Source organism: Flavobacteriales bacterium, assembly GCA_020435415.1.
GTDB lineage: Bacteria > Bacteroidota > Bacteroidia > JACJYZ01 > JACJYZ01 > JACJYZ01.
Genome location: JAGQZQ010000031.1, coordinates 14,591 through 33,548, shown reverse-complemented (window position 1 = coordinate 33,548; position 18,958 = coordinate 14,591). Strand labels below are relative to the sequence as shown.

At 49.3% G+C, this 18,958-nt stretch carries 17 protein-coding genes; 8 read left to right on the top strand and 9 right to left on the bottom strand.

Going from position 1 to position 18,958, the window contains the following annotated elements; translation table 11 throughout:
- Window positions 1-53: 53 nt before the first annotated feature.
- Window positions 54-287, bottom strand: a complete 234-nt coding sequence (locus KDD36_07120) for a tyrosine-type recombinase/integrase (protein MCB0396406.1) — start codon at window positions 285-287, stop codon at window positions 54-56.
- Window positions 288-470: 183 nt separating this feature from the next.
- On the opposite strand from KDD36_07120, the gene KDD36_07115 reads away from it, so the two are divergent.
- Window positions 471-1,691 carry a U32 family peptidase gene (locus KDD36_07115; protein MCB0396405.1) on the top strand — a complete coding sequence of 407 codons (1,221 nt, stop codon included), beginning with the start codon at window positions 471-473 and terminating at the stop codon, window positions 1,689-1,691.
- On the top strand, window positions 1,684-1,908 hold the full coding sequence (locus KDD36_07110; GenBank protein MCB0396404.1) for a ferredoxin: 225 nt from the start codon (window positions 1,684-1,686) through the stop codon (window positions 1,906-1,908). Before KDD36_07115 ends, KDD36_07110 begins: the two co-directional genes overlap by 8 nt.
- Before the next feature lie 463 nt (window positions 1,909-2,371).
- Here the strand turns inward: KDD36_07110 and KDD36_07105 are convergent, their stop codons facing one another.
- From KDD36_07105 to KDD36_07095, 3 genes are all read right to left on the bottom strand, one after another.
- The gene (locus KDD36_07105) at window positions 2,372-3,259 is read right to left on the bottom strand and encodes a hypothetical protein (GenBank protein ID MCB0396403.1); all 888 of its coding nucleotides are present in this window, start codon (window positions 3,257-3,259) and stop codon (window positions 2,372-2,374) included.
- Between the two features lie 100 nt (window positions 3,260-3,359).
- Window positions 3,360-4,727, bottom strand: coding sequence for a HAMP domain-containing protein (locus tag KDD36_07100; protein ID MCB0396402.1), 1,368 nt, complete (start codon window positions 4,725-4,727; stop codon window positions 3,360-3,362).
- A 2-nt stretch (window positions 4,728-4,729) separates the two neighbouring features.
- On the bottom strand, window positions 4,730-5,404 hold the full coding sequence (locus KDD36_07095; GenBank protein ID MCB0396401.1) for a response regulator transcription factor: 675 nt from the start codon (window positions 5,402-5,404) through the stop codon (window positions 4,730-4,732).
- Window positions 5,405-5,835: 431 nt separating this feature from the next.
- Here KDD36_07095 and KDD36_07090 point away from each other — a divergent pair, with 431 nt between their 5' ends.
- Window positions 5,836-6,852 (top strand): DUF1295 domain-containing protein, encoded by a 1,017-nt coding sequence (locus KDD36_07090; protein ID MCB0396400.1) that lies wholly within the window; start codon window positions 5,836-5,838, stop codon window positions 6,850-6,852.
- Between the two features lie 9 nt (window positions 6,853-6,861).
- On the opposite strand, the gene KDD36_07085 is transcribed toward KDD36_07090, so the two are convergent.
- The 3 genes from KDD36_07085 to dprA form a co-directional block, all read right to left on the bottom strand.
- Window positions 6,862-7,743 (bottom strand): hypothetical protein, encoded by an 882-nt coding sequence (locus KDD36_07085; protein MCB0396399.1) that lies wholly within the window; start codon window positions 7,741-7,743, stop codon window positions 6,862-6,864.
- A gap of 10 nt (window positions 7,744-7,753) precedes the next feature.
- Entirely contained in the window at window positions 7,754-8,314 is a 561-nt protein-coding gene (locus KDD36_07080) for a hypothetical protein (protein ID MCB0396398.1), read from the bottom strand.
- Between the two features lie 61 nt (window positions 8,315-8,375).
- Complete coding sequence (gene dprA / locus KDD36_07075; protein ID MCB0396397.1) at window positions 8,376-9,509, bottom strand: DNA-processing protein DprA; 1,134 nt, start codon at window positions 9,507-9,509, stop codon at window positions 8,376-8,378.
- A gap of 82 nt (window positions 9,510-9,591) precedes the next feature.
- Here dprA and kdsB point away from each other — a divergent pair, with 82 nt between their 5' ends.
- From kdsB to trpS, 3 genes are read left to right on the top strand one after another with little or no spacing between them, the layout of a single operon-like run.
- Window positions 9,592-10,317, top strand: a complete 726-nt coding sequence (gene kdsB, locus KDD36_07070; GenBank protein ID MCB0396396.1) for a 3-deoxy-manno-octulosonate cytidylyltransferase — start codon at window positions 9,592-9,594, stop codon at window positions 10,315-10,317.
- Window positions 10,318-10,359: 42 nt separating this feature from the next.
- Complete coding sequence (locus KDD36_07065; GenBank protein MCB0396395.1) at window positions 10,360-11,472, top strand: SPOR domain-containing protein; 1,113 nt, start codon at window positions 10,360-10,362, stop codon at window positions 11,470-11,472.
- A 57-nt stretch (window positions 11,473-11,529) separates the two neighbouring features.
- Window positions 11,530-12,498: a tryptophan--tRNA ligase gene (gene trpS, locus KDD36_07060; GenBank protein MCB0396394.1), complete on the top strand. Its 969-nt coding sequence runs from the start codon at window positions 11,530-11,532 to the stop codon at window positions 12,496-12,498.
- 111 nt (window positions 12,499-12,609) lie between these two features.
- Here the strand turns inward: trpS and KDD36_07055 are convergent, their stop codons facing one another.
- The gene (locus KDD36_07055; protein MCB0396393.1) at window positions 12,610-13,926 is read right to left on the bottom strand and encodes an amidohydrolase family protein; all 1,317 of its coding nucleotides are present in this window, start codon (window positions 13,924-13,926) and stop codon (window positions 12,610-12,612) included.
- A 20-nt stretch (window positions 13,927-13,946) separates the two neighbouring features.
- Complete coding sequence (locus KDD36_07050; protein MCB0396392.1) at window positions 13,947-16,940, bottom strand: amidohydrolase family protein; 2,994 nt, start codon at window positions 16,938-16,940, stop codon at window positions 13,947-13,949.
- Between the two features lie 113 nt (window positions 16,941-17,053).
- Between KDD36_07050 and KDD36_07045 the strand changes: the two genes are divergently transcribed.
- Entirely contained in the window at window positions 17,054-17,686 is a 633-nt protein-coding gene (locus tag KDD36_07045; GenBank protein MCB0396391.1) for a SirB2 family protein, read from the top strand.
- A gap of 25 nt (window positions 17,687-17,711) precedes the next feature.
- Complete coding sequence (gene hflX / locus KDD36_07040; protein MCB0396390.1) at window positions 17,712-18,905, top strand: GTPase HflX; 1,194 nt, start codon at window positions 17,712-17,714, stop codon at window positions 18,903-18,905.
- Window positions 18,906-18,958 lie beyond the last annotated feature (53 nt).

The window sequence follows — 18,958 nt, the reverse complement described above, 5'->3', positions numbered from 1 at the left end:
TCATACCAAAAAAGTGTACATGTTTCTCCGTTTTGGTTAGACATGTGCTCTTTTTAGGTTGGCGGTTCGTCATGTTTCTCATCCGGTTTCAGGTGGTCAAACGGATTCTTTATCCGACCCCATTCCTTTGTACTTACATACGTGTAAATCTCCGGAGTCCTGCTGCTCTTATACCCGGACAACTCCTGGATATACCGTAAATCCGTTCCCGCTTCCAACAAGTGCGTGGCATAACCGTGCCTCAGCGTATGTAAGGTAGCGCGTTTTGTGATACCGGCCAAACGCATGCCTTTCCCAATACACGGGCCAGGTTGCCGGCATTGACATGCCTCCTTCACGGCTACTTTTTAAAAGACCTCCTGATCCCACCCACGCCATCCCCCTGAAAATCCTTTTCCACCCCACTCTCCCGCCAATTCCTTACTTTTGCATACAAAGGACAGGATTTGAAAAACAGACCCATAGAGATCATGGCCCCGGCCGGATCATTCGAATCGCTCGCGGCTGCCCTGAAGGCCGGCGCCAACTCCATCTATTTCGGCGTTGAGCAACTGAACATGCGCACGCATAGTTCTGCCAATTTTACCCTGGAAGACCTGGAAGAGATCGCGGCAAGATGTGCCGAAACAAAGGCCAAAGCCTACCTCGCCCTCAACACCATCATCTACGACCATGATATTCCTTTCATGAAAAAGGTGGTGGATTCCGCCCTGAAAGCAGGCATCAATGCGGTGATCGCCTCCGACCTGGCGGTCATGCAACATGCAAAGGAGATCGGTCTGCCCGTTCACATCAGCACCCAGGCCAATGTGACCAACGTCGAATCCGTGCGCTTCTTCTCACAATGGGCCGATGTGGTGGTCCTCTCCCGTGAGCTGACCTTTCAGCAACAGGCTGCCATCGTCAAAGAAATCGAACGCAAAGAGATCAAAGGCCCCTCCGGTAAACTTGTACGCACCGAAGTATTCGTGCACGGCGCCCTGTGCATGGCCGTTTCCGGAAAATGCTACCTGAGTCTGCACACCCACAACGCATCCGCCAACAGGGGTGCATGTTTCCAGAACTGCCGCAAGAGCTACATCGTCACCGATGCGGATGATGGCTTTGAATTCCAGATGGAGAATGAGAACATCATGTCTGCAAAAGACCTTTGCACCATTGACATCCTGGATCAGCTGGTCAACACCGGTGTTTCCGTGCTGAAGATCGAAGGACGCGGCAGATCCGCCGACTATGTATTCACAGCAACCCGCTGTTACCGTGAAGCTGTGGAAGCCATCAATGAAGACACGTATACACCCGATAAGGTAGAACAATGGATGAAGGATCTGGAAACCGTTTTCAACCGCGGTTTCTGGGAAGGTTATTATATGGGGCGTAAGCTCGGAGAATGGGCGAAAGATCCGGGTTCCAAAGCCACAGAGAAGAAGGTTTACATCGGAAAGGGAAGAAAATTCTTCAAGAAAGTCGGAGCCGCCGAGTTCATTGCCGAAAGTCAGCAACTGAGTGTTGGCGACAAGATTCTGGTCACCGGACCTACCACGGGTGTGGTTTATGGCGAAGTGAAAGAATTAAGGGTGGCGGAAGCTTCCGTGCCATCCGTAAAACGAGGTGAGGTATTCTCAATGCCCATGCCGGAAGTGATCCGGCCCTCGGACAAGTTGTACAAGCTCGTTCCCTCAGTTGATTAAGGTCATCCATTACCGGCATAAGTGCATCGGATGCAATGCTTGTGTGGAGGTAGACAAACAGCGGTGGCGTGTTTCACGAACCGATGGCAAAAGCGTGCTTATCGGCAGCACGGCCAAAAAAAATATTTACCAGGTTACCACCGGAGATGACGAGGCCGAAAAACTGCATAAGGCCGCGGAAGTGTGTCCTGTGAATATTATTAAGGTGATTGGTTGATGCGGTGACCTGCCAGCCGAAGCGCCAGCCATTGTGATAGCAGGCTGGTGTGATGATGTGGTGATGCGGTGATGTGGTGATGTGGTGATGTGGTGATTTGAAAATTTGAAAATTTGACGATGTGAAAACCTGCCAGCCGAAGCGCCAGCCATTGTGATAGTAGGCTGGCCTGCCAGCCGACGCTTGGGCCATTGCGGGGCAGGCTGGTTTGAAAATGAGCTTGCCGTACGGTAACCTTAAACCTTAAACCTTACACTTTAAACCATTAACCCTCCTGTGTCATTCGCAACAACGAATGTCCCCCAACCAGAAACTAAAAATTATTTGGTGATGTGGTGATGTGGTGATTTGGTGATGGGTGATTTGGTGCAGTCATGCTAAACTTTGGGGAATCATATTAAAAAAAAGAAGGAGCCCGCCATCGCGAACGAGCCCCTTCCTTTCCATGAAAAACCGCCTTGGGTTACCTTAACTTCAGCTGGCAGCTTCCAACAACTTTTCCGTGGTTGATGATGTCAATCCTGTAGACCCCTTTCGACAGGTGCGCTTTGGGAGCGTATGACAACTCCACCCTCCTGAAGCCTTCCACCGTATTGATCATACCGGCTTCCGTACTTGCATAAGCGGTTCCTTCATTATCCAGTACTTCGTAGGTCAGACCGGGGGCTTTATTTCCGATCTCCTTGCCCTCAGGGGTTACGATCCGGAAATCTATGTTATCCGTCATATCCGCAGGCAAGTCAAATCCCACAGAGATCTTCCGGGCACGTTTTGACGAAACCGTGAGTTTTTCCTCATTGTTCTTCGTCGCATTGACCCTGAAGTTACCCGCAGCGATCGACTGGTATATGATCAGACGGTCGTTCAGTTCCTTGTTCTTGTTTTCGGCAATCACAAGGTCATTGTTCATTTTGCGGTTGTTCTCCTCCGCAAGGGTCAACCTGTTTCCAAGCGCAGCCAGGTCTTTCTCCAGCATTTCCCTTTTGGATTTCAGGTTCTTCACCTCTGCCTTCAGCGCTTTGACCGACTTATTTTCCTTGGTCAGGGCATTGATCTCGGCCTGTTTGGAAGCCAGCGTCTTTTCATTCAACTCCATTTCCCTCGTCAGGTTCTGGAAGTTCTTTTTAAGATGGATCATAGATGCATCCAGAAAGTTGGCCTTCTTCTCCTGCTCCAGCTTGGCAGATAACAACGACTCTTGTTTCAGGCGTGCGTCGTCCAGCCAGTCTTGCAGTGTGGAATTATTGTCGTGCAGGTAGATGACTCCTGATAACAGTCCGAAAACGAGGACGGTTCCACCGATAGCCAAAGCCCTGGTTTTTTTGTCCGAACTGATTGTTGTTGTTTTCATGATTTGGTGTGTTATTTATACAAAAATGATGTGGTCAAATGAAGGCCCGATGAAAGCAGGATTAAAAAAGGATGAAGAAAGTGAATTTGGAATCCAACCCTTATGCTAGAGGCAGCATCAACAGAAAGGTAGAACCCTCGCCCACCTTGGAATATACTTTTATCTCCCCACCGTGAAGTGCTACAATACGTGCCACCAGTGACAAACCGATACCATGTCCCGAAATGCCCATGACGTTTTTTCCACGATGGAAAGGTTCGAATATCCTATCAATGTCAGCGGCCTCAATTCCGATTCCCTTATCAATCACACGCACCTCCATCATGCCTTTGTTTTCACCCAGCAGTACTTCTACCTTCCCGCTTTCTCCGTACTTACAGCCGTTCTCAATCAAATTCATCACCACCGTTTTTATCAGGTTCTCCACCCCTGAAACGGTAAGCCGGTCGTCATTGTCCATACCACTGTCCAGCGAAATATCGATCTGATAACCGGGATTGCGTTTTATTAACTCAGAACGTACCTGCCATATGATATCGTCCAGGCGGATGGGCTTGAACTCCGAACGGGAAATCTCCGTACTCGCCTGCGCTAAAAGCAATAAGCGGTTTGAGATGGTATTCAGTCCCTTGATATCTTCCAGAACTGATTCGACTGTTTTGCGATACGTTTCATTATCACGTTCCTTCATTAGCAAAACCTCCAGCTGACCGGTGATGGCAGTGAGCGGTGTCCTCAATTCATGCGACGCATTGGCAATGAAATTCTTCTGCATTTTAAAAGCCGCTTCCAGCCTGTCCAGCATTTCGTTGAATGTTCTGGCCACCTTCGCAATCTCATCCTGACCGTTTCCTTCGTCGACCCTTAAATTCAGACTGGTGATGGTGATGTTTTCCACCTGCCTGATCACCCTGGAGATCGGTCGCAAGGCCCTGCCGGCAAAGACCCATCCTAAAAAGAAAACGATCACCACGCTTACACCGAAAGCAATGAAAATAACGGTGCGCAGATTGGCCAGTTTTCGCAATCCGTATATATCTTCAGCGGCAGCAATCACGGCGAACCGGTCATACTGTCCGGTGTATAGAAATCCCAGCACTTCATATTTCTCCTGTGTAAACTGAACTTCTTCTTCCAGCCTGATCTTATCAAGCAATTCGGTGTTAATATGGATCTGGCTTTTTTCATTGCTTGAATACACCAGCTCGTTCCTGTAATTGTAGATAAGGATTTCTTCTTTGGGCAGGCTTACGGGGTTGTCCTTCTCCATCTTCCGAAGCAGATTGGCATCGATCTCTTCCACTTCTATCAGGAGTTTGGCGGTATTGCTGGCCTTGCTTTGCAGGCGGTTGTAAAAGTCATCGTGGCGGTAATCCGCGGAAAGGGTATAAACGGCAATGGAGAATACCAACAGCACCAATGCCACAATGATCACGAAAAGGTAGGTAAGTCGCTGGCGCAGCTGCATGGCTATGCTTTTAGAACATATCCCATGCCCACCCTGGTTTCGATAAGCTTTTCCGGGAAGTCCCTGTCGATTTTCTTTCGAAGGAGATTCACATAAACATCCACCACATTGGTGCCCGTATCAAAGGTGATGTCCCATACTTTCTCGGCAATGTCTACTCGTGACACCACCCGGCCCCGGTTACGCATCAGGTATTCCAACAACCCGAATTCCTTGGCGGTAAGGGTAATGGTTTTATCGCCCCGTATGGCCACCTTCTTATCCAGGTCAAGGGTGAGGTCGGCCACTTTCAATTGGTTGGTGGCCGCCTGGCCTGGTCCCGTCCTGCGTGTCAGGGCACGCACCCTGGCAAGTAACTCACGAAATTCAAATGGCTTTACCAGGTAGTCATCCGCACCAGCATCCAGTCCTGTGATCTTATCATCCGTGGTACCCAGTGCGGTGAGCATCAGAACAGGCAAATGGGGTTTTTCTTTTTTGATGATGGCGCATAACTCCAATCCGTTCAGGTGAGGAATGATCACATCCAGGATCACCATGTCAAAAGTATGCTGGAGGACCATGCGCTGACCCATCAAACCATCGTAAACAACTTCTGTATCAAAGTCGTTTTCCTCCAGCCCCTGTTGCAGGAAAGCGGCTAATTTTGGTTCATCCTCAATGATCAGGATCTTCATAGAAATGATCGCTTATTCCAAAGGTAGTTGTTGTATGGATATGTTTAACATATTACCCCAACTTATGCAGTAGGAGGTGAGGAACGAGCCGAACTATCTGTATTTAGTTGGGGTTATCCCGATTTAGAAAATCACTTTTCGGATGTACGAAGTATAGGCCGGAAAGGTTGATTTTCTTAATCGCTATGCAGTAGAAGATTTTCTATTGCATAGTTTGGGATTATCCTAGATTATACATTAGGAAGCGCTTTTCGCGCTGAACTATATGTCCCGCACGTGCGGGAGGGTTATCCCGCATTAGAAAATCAAGAATTTCTTCCGAACCAAACAATCGGTATCCTATGATTTTCTTATGCGTCATGCAATAGCTTTTTTCTATTGCATGACCTGGGATCATAGAAACTTCCGAATGGTCGTGTAACTTTACCTGCATGAACCTACCCTCAGGGCAACGGATTTTTCACCGGTATCTGGCAGAACTTGCTATGGTATGGACTGCCATATTGGTTTATAACACCATACCGTATTACCATACATTTCTGAATACCCGTTTGCAATACAGCCTGCTGCTGCTAGCTGCGGCTTACTCGGTATATGCCGTTCATGTCACACGAATTCGTTTGCAGAAAGGACAGGATACCAAGGGGTGGATGATGGGGCGTTACATTGGCCACCTTTACCGTGTACTGATCAAACGGAAAAAAGAAAAGGCCAATCCGGAAGACCGTGTGGCATTCCTGGCTTTCTGGGTGAAGTTCTATTTCATTCCGGTGATGATGAATTTCTCGTACCGGAATCTTGCCAACCTGAAATATTACAGTCTTCAGTTATTGGCAGACAGCAACCAGTTCTCAGCAACGATCTCCTATTTCAATACACAACTGTTTCCGTTACTGGTGTCGGTATGTTACGTGACCCTGACCGGTATTTACCTGTTCGGCTACATCGTGGAATCTCCGGCATTGAACAACAAAGTAAAATCTGTTGATCCGAGCTTGTTCGGATGGGCGGTGACGCTGGCATGCTATCCGCCATTCTCCAATTTCATTTCGAGGCACATCCGCTTTGAGATCAATATCAACGCTTCCTTCGGGAATGAGGTGACCACATTTATTGTTCGTATTCTGATGCTGGCTTTGATGGGACTGATGTTCTGGAGTGTGGGGGTGCTGGGCACAAAATGTTCGAACCTGACGAATCGCGGGATCATCACGAACGGCCCTTACCGCTGGCTCAGGCATCCCCATTATACCGCGAAGAACCTGATGTGGTGGTGCACGATCCTGCCCGCCGTTCCGGAACGTCCCATTGTGATCCTGTTCCTGGCCATGTGGACCGCCATTTACATCCTGCGTGGCCTGACAGAAGAAAAACATCTGATGTCAGACCCGGAATACCAGGCCTATTGCGAAAAGGTAAAGTGGAAATTCTTTCCCGGGATCTGGTAGGTTAGCTTCTTACAAAGCTGCAACGGCATCCAGCACTTCCTGCTCCGTTTTTTCCTGCATGTCCAGTGTCACGGTCATACCGGTAGCAATGGTTTCCTGGCTTTGGTGCAGGCGATAGTTTCCCTGCTTATCCATCGCAATGCCGATGATCGTCACGGTTTCACCTACCGGTACTTCGGGCGATAACAGATCGGATACGGTCAGAACGGAAAGGAAATTATCGAACACCACAAACAGGGCGATATTCTCACCACCGGTCCCATCCACCTCGAATTGGATGTTGGTTTTGTCTCCGGTAAAGCTGTACAACTTATCACAATTGATCCAGCCCAGGTAGTCCGGAAAAGCCTGGTAATATCCGACCGTGGTCTGAATGGCGATGGTGTGATCAGTCCAGGCCGTCGGTGGATCACCGCTACCTGAGAATATGGTCATGCCGGTTTCCGGGTTGGTGGAAGGCATGTCTACAGGGATATTTTTTCCCGGCTTCAGGGACAAAGCCTGGCCATCTTTGTATGCGGTCAGCTTGATCTCACCTCCGGATCTCAACAGTTGTCCGCCACTTCCGATGGTGGGCGTGCGGTAAAGCAGAATGTCCCCTGCCGGATAAAGTTCGATCAGTTTCAGGATAATGGGATATGACACATCATTTCCGTTTGCATCCATGAAGATGGATGAATCGGCATAAATACGCGTACCCATCTTTCCGATGATCGGACCGGTGCCACCCGTATCCAGCACCAGGGTTTGTTCTTCCTGTTTGTGCTGGTCAAAAAAGGCATCTGCGGATTCGAATGAGTTGCCTTTTTCAGCACGTTCACTTTTACATCCGACCCAGAGAACGGAGGTGATGGCACATATGAGTACAAACGGTTGAAAAACTTTTTTCATGGATTCTCATTTACAGTTTTGCAGGTGGACAAAATTCTTTGGTCTGACAATTCCCGAAGAAAAACAGAAGTCCCGCACGTATTGAACCTTCGTGCCATTTCCAGTTGTACCGTAATTCACCAAACGGTCTCAGGCAACCCCGGTTCTTCACAATACCGATACCAGGTTCGACAGCCAGGTTATGTGGTTTGGCTTTGGGGGTCACGAACTCATCATAATTAAACCAGCGGTTCCAGCTCAGGTTTACCATTCCATAAAGACCCCACTTGGAATCGGGTGTGGTATTGTAGTGTGCACCTGCACCAACATACAATTCCTTGTAATACCGGAAGCCCGGGAAGAAGGTCACCTCAGGTGAGAAAAATAAATAACGTCCCACGTAAAGGTGGGCTCTGCCACCAAATCCGAGTTCCCTTCCGGTGAAATTAAAGATCAACTCGGGCCCGATGCCCCATTCTCTGATCTGAAAAGACGATTTCCGGTATCGCTGTGCTGTAGCCGGTGTAACGGTCATACACGCCCATACCATCAAAGCCGCCAGACTGATCTTCCAATTTAATTTCCACTTCATCTTACGTTTCTTAACGGGTGATTTGAGGCAAACATTATACCGCTTTTTTTTGGAATGGCGGTTATCCCGGCAGTGAATGTTCGCGTATGGCACGATATCGCTTACCCGGCAAAGACCTCACCAGGCCTTTGAACTCCATACCCATCAAGGTGGTTGATGTTTTGCTGGGAGTCCATTTCAATCTTGCCCCAAGCTCATCCACGGGTAGCTCACCGGATCCCTCCAGAAATTTCAACACCAGCAGTTCGTCATCATTGCATTCCGGAAATATGTTCATTTGGCGGGGTGCTTTTTCAGAATGCGGATTCCAGTTCATCGCCATCATCAGGTCATTTGCATTTTCTACCAATCCTGCCCTGTTGCTTTTGATGAGAAGATGGCAACCCGCCGAGTGTTCATCGCCTATCCGGCCCGGTATGGCAAACACGTCCCGGGCATAGTCTACCGCCAACGAAGCGGTAATGATGGAACCGCCTTTCACACCGGACTCGATCACGAGCAATGCATCCACCATCCCGGCAACAATGCGGTTGCGCTTCGGAAAATTTTCACGGTCAGGTTTCGAACCGCTGGGATATTCACTCAACAATGCACCTTGTTTTTTCATGCGACCTGCTGTATGTTTATGTTGTGCAGGGTAAACCAGATCAAGCCCGTGGCCAAGCACTGCGGCGGTCTGCAGGCCGTGATCCAGGGCAGACCTGTGCGCCTGAACGTCAATCCCCAAAGCCAGTCCGCTAACAATCAATACATCCAGGGAAGCCATATCCCGAATGATCTGTTCGCATATTGACAAGCCATAGGGTGTGGCTTTCCGGCTGCCCACCACACCCAATACCATGGGGGCATTCAAATCAGCAGGGCCGGATTTATACAGGATCAACGGGCAATCCGGACAATGACGGAGCCTGGACGGATATCCTTCATCCATAAAAAACAAAGGGGTGATCTCTCCGGATTGTAAAAAGGTCCATTCTTCCCGTGCCCTTTTCAATGCACTGTTCCGGTGTTCGGCAAAGGCATGTGCAACAGGACGTGCCAGTCCGGGGATCCGCATCATCTGTTTTTTGGTCAGGTTGAATACACCCTCCTCACCACCACCATAGGCCAGTAAAATCTTGGCGGACTGCGACCCGATGCCGGGAATAAAGGTCAGCGCCAAACGATATATCCATTGTGCTTCCAGGGCAAACAACTACATTTGTGAAAGCCCAAATGTACAAGTTGAACGGGGCCGGAATGCTGCTATGTAAGTTCCGGTAAAACATTTTCCTGACGTGCAAACCATCGGTATCATTCCTGCCCGCTACGCATCCACCCGCTTTCCCGGTAAGCCGTTGACCATCATCAAAGGCACATCCATGATCCGCCGGGTATATGAACGCGCCCTCCAGTCATCCTCCCTGGATACCGTGGTGGTTGCTACCGACGATCAGCGCATTCTGGAACATGTGGAAGCATTCGGTGGGAACGTGGTGATGACCGGATCACATCATACCACAGGCACCGAACGTTGTCTTGAAGCTGCCGGACTTATCAACGCGAATGATCAGGATGTGATCATCAATATTCAGGGCGACGAGCCGTTCATGTATCCCGAACAGATCGATCAGGTGGCCGGACTTTTTACCGATCCCGGAACGTCCATCGCCACATTGATCAAGGCCATGGATGCCGCCGAAGATGCCAGCGATCCTAATCGGGTGAAAGTTGTTGTGGATGCCAGGGGAAATGCCCTTTACTTCAGCAGATCCGCCATCCCCTTCCAACGGTCTGAATCCACCCCGGTTCGTTATAAACATCTGGGAATTTACGGTTACCGTATGGATGTTTTGAAAGCACTGTCCGCACTGACACCCACTCCCCTTGAGAAGGCAGAAATGCTTGAGCAATTGCGCTGGCTTGAACACGGTCTCACCATCCGCACCGAAGTTACCTTACTCGAAAGCCCGGCCATCGACCGCCCGGAAGATGTGAAAAATTTACCGCCGTCGCTTTCCTGATCAACCGGATTATTTGGTTATTTTTATCGTCAAATTCACCCGGTGAAACTCGATGTTCATATAAGAAAATTGCTTTGGTCGCATGATTGCGTGATCCTGCCTGATTTCGGCGGACTGATCGCCAATCCACGCCATGCAGCCATCGTACCGATGCAGAATCGCATCCTGCCTCCGGGAAAACAATTGTCTTTCAACCGGGTGCTGACCACCAACGACGGTCTCCTGATCGACATCGTTCGCAGGGATATGAATGTCAGCTATGAACAGGCCAGGGATGAAATAGAAAAGGAACTGGCGCTTTGGAAAGCCAGACTGACAGAGGGCCGCAGCATACGCATCGAAGAGATCGGTCGCTTTTTTATGAATGCTCAGGGAAGCATCCTGTTCGAGCCATCAGCCGAAAGTCATTTTTCGCTGGATGCATTTGGCTTTGCTCCTGTTCATCTTCCCCAGCCGCGTCAACAAGTACAACCCGTTCGTGCCGTTAAAGAAGAAACACCGGTTGTCCTTCCGGCCGAAACCACCGAGGTTCTCAAACCGGTAAGGAAATTAACCCCGGTCAGCAAGGAGGTTCCTGTCGAGCAGTCCATAGAATCTCCGGAAGAAAAAATCATCCCTATCACCAGGGAAAGAAAAAAACGCGGTATCGCCGAATGGAAGGTGGCCGCAGCCTTGCCGCTGTTTATTGTGGTCGGCGCTTTCCTGGCATGGACCATGACACGGTTTACCCCAACCGATCATCAAACAAATTTCTCACGCATCAGTGTTCCGGAAACCTTGCACGTAGCCCCAACTGAAAAGGTAACCCATTCCATTGAAGAGCAACCCATCGGTGAAGAAACGACACCTGAAGACAAGGTTATAGAGCAACCCGACATACAAGTTACAGAAATGCCGGCTGCACCGAAGGGGTCCGAAGAAATGCCGGATGATATACGTTTTCACCTGATCGGAGGATGTTTCTCCAGTCGCAGGAACGCCGAAAAGAAACTGGAGGAAATGAAGGCGGAAGGATATGATGCCGTATTGGCCGGCAAAAGCAACAAAGGACTGTATCGCGTGAGCTATGGAGGTGCACACGACAGGAAAGATGCGGAAAGACTCCGCAATAAATTGCGGGCAAATAAAAGGTCCGTCTGGATCCTCGAATTGTAATTTCCCGCCGCAATGTCTGTCTTAAAATTCACCAACCCGTTTATCTGATCACCCACCATGGCCCGTATTCTAACCGGCATACAAAGCACCGGAAAACCCCATCTCGGCAACATTTTAGGCGCCATCATTCCTGCCATCGAGCTGTCCCGCAATAAAGCGAATGACGCCGTATATTTTATCGCAGACCTTCACTCTTTCACCACCATCAAGGACCCGAAGGTACTCAAGGAACATACCTACTCTGTGGCCGCCGCCTGGCTGGCATTCGGACTGGACACCAATGAAAATATCCTGTTCCGTCAGAGTGATGTCACTGAAGTTTGTGAACTCACCTGGTATCTGAACTGCCTGACGCCTTATCCTATGCTGGCGAATGCGCACTCTTTCAAAGACAAGTCGGATCGTTTGAGTGATGTGAATGCCGGCCTGTTCGACTATCCCGTTCTGATGGCTGCCGACATCCTGTTGTATGATTCCAATATTGTTCCGGTCGGAAAAGACCAAAAGCAACATCTTGAGATCACCAGGGACATTGCCGGTACTTTTAATAATATGTTCGGAGAAACGCTGGTGGTGCCGGAAGCTCAGATCAGTGAGAAGGTGATGGTGGTACCCGGGACAGACGGACAAAAAATGAGCAAGTCCTACAACAATTATATAGACATCTTTCAGAACGATAAGGCCCTCCGGAAGCAGGTGATGACCATTGTTACAGACACCAAATCGCTCGAAGAACCGAAAGATCCCGATACCTGTAACGTATTTCGTCTGTTCGAATTATTGGCGGATGATATGGAGACCGAAGAGATGCGAAAGAAATACCTCGCCGGAAATTTTGGTTACGGACATGCCAAGGAAGCCCTGTTCGAATTGATATGCCGCCGCTTTAAAACAGAACGCGAGACCTACAACGAGTTCATAGAGAACCCCGCGCTGATCGAGAATGAACTGGCCAAGGGTGCCATGAAAGCCCGACTGATCGCAGGTAAGGTGATGAAGAGGGTGAGAAGCAAGATCGGCTACTAGATAAAAGTTTGCCGAGCCCTCCGAAGCTTTAGCGGAGGATGGTGGTTTCTGGTTTGTAGTTTGTTGTTCGGAAATCATAACATCGTGCAACCACAAACCAGAAACCACAAACTACTCTTTTACATCCAGTCCGTATTTTTCCGCATACTTCCTGTACAGTTCCTTCTGGTCGTTTTCCAGGTCGATGTTACTGCCGTTGATGTAGGCCTTTTCCACATGGTTCGTACGCATGTCCAGCGCATCTCCCGTTGATAGGAACAGGGTCGCATCTTTGCCCACCTCCAGACTACCGGTATGCTTGTCTATCCCCAGGATTTTGGCTACGTTCAGACTCACCGATTGCAATGCTTCTTCTTTCCCCACCCCATATGCCACAGTGGTTCCTGCAATGAACGGAAGGTTCCGCGCATTGGCAGGTTCCATATCACCGGAATAGTTCAGACAATAAAGCACGCCGGCCTGCTGTAACATGTAAGCGGTCTTGAACGGCTGATCCACATCCTCATCTTCTCTGAAAGGAAGTTCATGAACGCGACGCAAAACCACCGGAATGTTGTTCTGCTTAAGGAAATCTGCCACCCGCCAGGCATCCGCACCCTCTACGATCACAATTTTCTTCACCCCTTTGGACTGCGCGAACTGCACCGATTCCACAATCTCCTTCGACAAATTCACATGGATGTACAATGTCTTTCCACCGTCAAACAAACCCCGCATGGCATCCAGTTTCAGATTGACGTTTTTGGGTTTGCTCTCTTTGGCATAGGCACCGGCACGGTCAAAGAACAGGGACAACATTTCAAGCCGCGATGGTTTTTCTTTGTTGTTTTGAATGCCTTCTTCACCTCTCCATGGACTTCCGCGGTATTTGGTTACGGGCCAGTTCATGTGGATGCCATCATCCGATCTGTACACGGCATCCTCCCAATTCCATCCATCCATCTTCATAATGGAAGATGTTCCGCTGATGAGCCCGCCACGCGGTGTAGACTGCACCAGCAGTATTCCGTTTGTCCGCAACGTTGGGGTGATCCTGGAGTCGGTGTTATAGGCGATCATGGCCCTTACATTGGGATTCATGTTACCGGTCTCATCCATGTCACGGGTCTGACGCAACGCATCCACCTCCACCAGGCCCAAAGATGAATTGGCCAGGATCAATCCGGGATATAAGTGCTTACCCGCCGCATCGATGACCTGTTTGAAGTCGGAACGATTGGCATTTGCGGCACTGCCAACGTAGGTGATCTTGCCTTCCCTGAAACCGACGGCCCCGTCGGTGATCACCTCACCGGTGCCGGTATGTACCGTAGCTCCGGTGATAAGTGTCGCTTCCTTTTGAGCAGGCGCCGGTATCTGTCCGGTCGCTGTGTGTGTTGTGATGCACGCAGCGAAAAAAATCAGGGTGATTTGAGAACGTATATTCATGTTATTCAGAGTGTGCTCGGTTACTTGATCAATTCCTCGTCTTCCAGGGTCTCACAGTGATATTGCCTGGATCGTTTCATGGACGGCTTTTTACTATCGGGTCCCTTCTCATCCATCATTTTCTGGATCAGCCTGTCTCTTTCCTTTGCAATCTCTATTTGCATGGCCTCGTCTTCCTTTACATCATAGAGGCAGCGTCCGTCCACAAAAGTTTTCTCGGCCCTGGCATAAATGCTGAGCGGATGTTCGCTCCAGATCACAATATCCGCATCCATGCCCGATTTGATGCTGCCCATGCGGTTGTCCAGGTGCAGTAATTTCGCCGGGTTGAGGGTCACAAATTTCAAAGCTTCTTCTTCGGAAACCCCACCGTATTTCACCGCCTTGGCTGCTTCCTGATTCAACCGACGGGCCATTTCCGCATCGTCGGAATTATACGCAACGGTCACACCTACTCCATGCATCAATGCACCGTTATAAGGGATGGCATCCTTGACCTCATACTTGTATGCCCACCAATCCGAGAACGTGGAACCACCCACCCCGTGCGCCTTCATCTTGTCGGCCACTTTGTATCCTTCCAGAATATGAGTGAAGGTATTCACCCGGAAGCCCATGGAGTCGGCGACATGCATCAGCATATTGATCTCCGACTGCACATAGGAATGACAGGTGATGAATCTTTTTTTATTCAGAATCTCAGCCAGGGTTTCCAGTTCCAGATCTCGCCGTGGCATCGCCATCTTGCCTTTGGATGCATTGTACGATTTCCAGGCCTCATCATATTCCCTCGCACCGATGAAGGCATCGAAATAAAGTTGTTCAACCCCCATCCGTGTTTGAGGGTAACGGTCATTGTAGCTGGGCGAACGGTTTGACCACTTGACATTCTCTCCGAGTGCGAACTTGATGAAACCATCGGCTCCTTTGATCTTCAATGCTTCCGGAGACTGTCCCCATCGCAGTTTGATGATGGCAGACTGGCCGCCGATGGGATTGGCGGAACCGTGCAATACCTGCGCGGCGGTCACACCTCCTGACAGTTGTCTGTAAATATTGATGTCGTCGGGATTAAGGATATCTCCCACACGCACTTCCGCGCTGATGGCCTGACCCGCCTCATTGATTCCTCCGCTACCGGCAATATGCGTATGTTCATCGATGATACCGGGGGTCACGTGCTTGCCGGTTCCGTCAATTTCTTTTGCGCCACCCGGCAAAGTAATCTTCCCGACTTGTATGATCTTTCCGTCCCGGATCAGCACGTCGGCATTTTGCACGATGCCCTGGTCGGTGTTGGTCCAAACCGTTGCATTGCGGATCACCACAGTTTCCTGCGGAGGGTATGCGACCCTGCCGTACGCTGCATTCGGATACACCAATGTTCCCAACTCATGAGGTTCCATTGGCTTGTCCTTTTTCTCTTTCGGAGTGAAAGGTTCCGTTTGAACCGCACGCCACGAGACCCATGTGCCGCCGGCCAGCTGGCCCTGACCAGACATGTTGTGGTCTTCGATTACCGTGCCCGACAACCGTATGACTCCTTCAGCCGATGAATCCGGTTGCAGCGACATGCTCACGGCCCGCCCATCCTGGTTCAGGTTCACCTTTACGGAAACCGAATCGGTGATGATCAATTTGGCTTTTACCTTATCTGCCTTTCCGGAAATCTCAAGCTGGTAATTTTCATTCCCTACCTTAAGGTTATAGTTACCGCGAATATCCGGTTGATTGATGTCTGCGATGACCTTCTTCCTTCCCAGGTTCCAGTTCTCATAAATGGTGGTCGATTCATCGAACAGCGGACCGGATGTGATCAGGAAGTTTGCTGCTTTACCGGGTCTGAGGTCACCAATCTTATCCGATACTTTTAATATTTGCGCCGGTGTTTGCGTCAGCGCTTTGAGTGCCTGTTGTTCGGTAAGTCCATATTCCATGGCCTTTCTGACAGATGCTATGAACTTGCCCGGATCTTTCAGACCGTCTGCGGTAAGTGCAAAAGCAATGCCTGCCTTTGCAAGTGCTGCCGGGTTAGAAGGAGCCATCTCCCAATGCTTCAGCTCATCCAGATTGACAAGCAAGGCGTCATAAGGGTCACTTACGCCATATGCCTCTGGAAAATTCACCGGCAGAATAAATACAGCGCCGGTAGCTTTCATGGCATCGATGCGCTGGTATTCGTCGCCGTTGCCTTTGATCACATATTGAATCCTGAACTCATCGCCGATCTTATCAGCCCGGACCGCACTCCATTTATCCCCCACCTCAAAAATCTGTGGCAGGGATTGTATGCTGTTCCATGCTTCCAGGGAAAGGTTGTGTTCACCAGCCGAAGCCTTATACCATTGCCCATCCATATAGGTTTGGCGCAGCAAAGCAATGGATCCCATTAATGAAGTCGGATAACTTTGGCGCGAACTGCCTTTTGAAAATGACAGATGTGCTGCAGCCTGCCCCTTGATGACAAGGTCATTGTCACGCAGATCAGCCAAACCCACAAGCGCTGAGCTACCCCGTGAAATGCCATCTTTATTAAAAACGTTCAGCGCTCCGAAACCCGCTTCAAGGCGTTTGGCCGCGTCTTTTTCATCATGATGAAATAAAGCGTCGGCGCGAACCTCGGGTTGCAATGCCTGGTTCCATGCGAAAGCTCCTTCTTTGTTGCTTTCATACTGCGTACCCGAACCTCTCTGTTCCCGCTTGATCTCAGGCATGCCGTGGTCGCTGTACACATCAATGAACGCAGGATAGATAGACTTTCCGGTAAGATCATATACCACCGCACCGTTGGGAATCGTCACGGAAGTACCGCTTTGCTCTACTTTACCATTCCTGATAAGCAGGGTGGCATCTTCCAGAATGGTATTGGGGTCAACCACAAGTCGCGCATGTACGAATGCATAGTAACGGTTATCCTCATCATGGATACCGTTCAAAGGAAATGTTGTTTGTTGAGCCCGGGTAAGTAATGACACCGCAAAAAGCACAACAGTGAATAGGACGGTTTTCTTCATCGTCAGAAATTAATAGCCAGCATTTGATTGGAGTAGGGTCAAATATATAACTATGTGCCATATCCCCCAAATTGACATTGATTCCTTACTTTTACCCGATCAAAATTCCCGTCATGGACAACATCCTTCTGAAAATTCATATCATCAGTGCCTGCGTATTTGTGATCAGCTTCATCGTAAAAGCCTTTTTGGTTTTTACAGGAAATGACGGCGGACTGGAAAAGTACATGAAGAAAATGAAAGTGCCTGACATGGTACTCAGCATGATCTTTCTGGTAACAGGCGTATGGCTTCTGATCAATATGGGCGGACTGCCGGGGTGGTTCCATCCGAAGCTCACCGCTATTGTGATCGTCATACCCATGGCGATCATCGGGATGAAGAAAAAGAACAAGTTGATGATCGGTTTGGCGGTGGTGCTGTTCCTGTATATTTATGGTGTCGCAGAGACAAAAAACCCGGCCATCTTCACTTCTAAAAATGCAGCGCCTGCTGAAACAGAAGGTGGTGAATCACAAGTCAACGGTGCAGCCATCTACCAATCCAACTGTCTGCAATGTCATGGTGAAGATGGCAAGTTGAAAATGTACAGTTCCCCAGATCTCAGCCTTTCAACCCTGGATATGAAAAGCCGTATTGAAATGATCACGAAGGGTAAAAATGCCATGGCAGGTTTCGAGGGGAGGCTTAACGAAGCGCAGATCGAGGCGGTAGCAGCATACCTGGACGAGCTCAGGGCTCAGTGATATTTTTGTGGGCAAGGGCTACGAAATAAAGAAAGAGGCAGAAGAAGCCGTTCTGATCGGACTGGTGACCCAACACCAGGATGAAGAACAGCTGCGTGAATTCCTGGAAGAACTGGCATTCCTGACAGAAACTGCCGGGGCAAGGCCGGTCAAATCCTTTACACAAAAACTACGCACTCCTGATCCAAAGACGTTTATCGGTTCCGGTAAACTGGAGGAGATTCGGTTATATATCAAGGAGCACAAAATCAATATGGCGATTTTTGATGATGAACTGTCCCCATCGCAACTTCGCAACCTTGAGAAAGTACTTGCCTGCAAGGTGCTGGATCGCAACAACCTGATCCTGGACATTTTTGCAAATCGGGCCCGTACCTCACATGCAAGGGCACAGGTGGAACTGGCCCAATACCAATACCTCCTGCCACGACTCACGAGAATGTGGACCCACCTTGAACGACAAAAAGGAGGGATCGGGATGCGTGGTCCGGGGGAAACGGAGATCGAGACCGACCGTCGTGTGATCCGGGATAAGATCTCCTTACTTAAAAAGAAACTGGCCGAGATCGATAAACAAAAAGCCACCCAAAGAAAAAACAGAGGAAGGCTGATCCGGGTGGCCTTGGTTGGATACACCAATGTGGGCAAAAGCACCCTGATGAACATCGTGAGTAAATCGGATGTATTCGCCGAGAATAAATTGTTTGCTACCCTGGATACCACGGTCCGAAAAGTGGTGATCCAGAATCTGCCTTTTCTATTGTCGGATACTGTGGGATTTATCAGAAAGCTTCCCCATGGTCTGGTGGAATCATTCAAGTCGACTTTGGATGAGGTTCGGGAGGCAGACCTCCTGCTGCACGTGGTTGATATCAGTCACCCGAGGTTTGAAGAACAGATGCAGGTTGTAAACGAGACCCTTCAGGAGATCGGTGCACTGGACAAACCCCAGATGGTGGTGTTCAACAAAATTGATGCTTACCGTTATGTGAAGAAAGATGCGGATGATCTGGGACCGGACCTGCCCGAAAACATGAGCCTGGATGAATTCCGAAGATCATGGATGGGAAGACAACCTCATCCTACGGTTTTCATCTCTGCGGTTGAAAAGAAGAACATGGATGATTTCCGGAACCTGCTTTACGAAGAGGTGAAGCGGCTGCATGTTCAAAAGTATCCTTACAACGATTTCTTATATGACATGGAGGAATCGTCATAGAATTTCTGCATAGCCAATCTGTAATTTTCAGAATATTTGACGGTGGGTTTTTT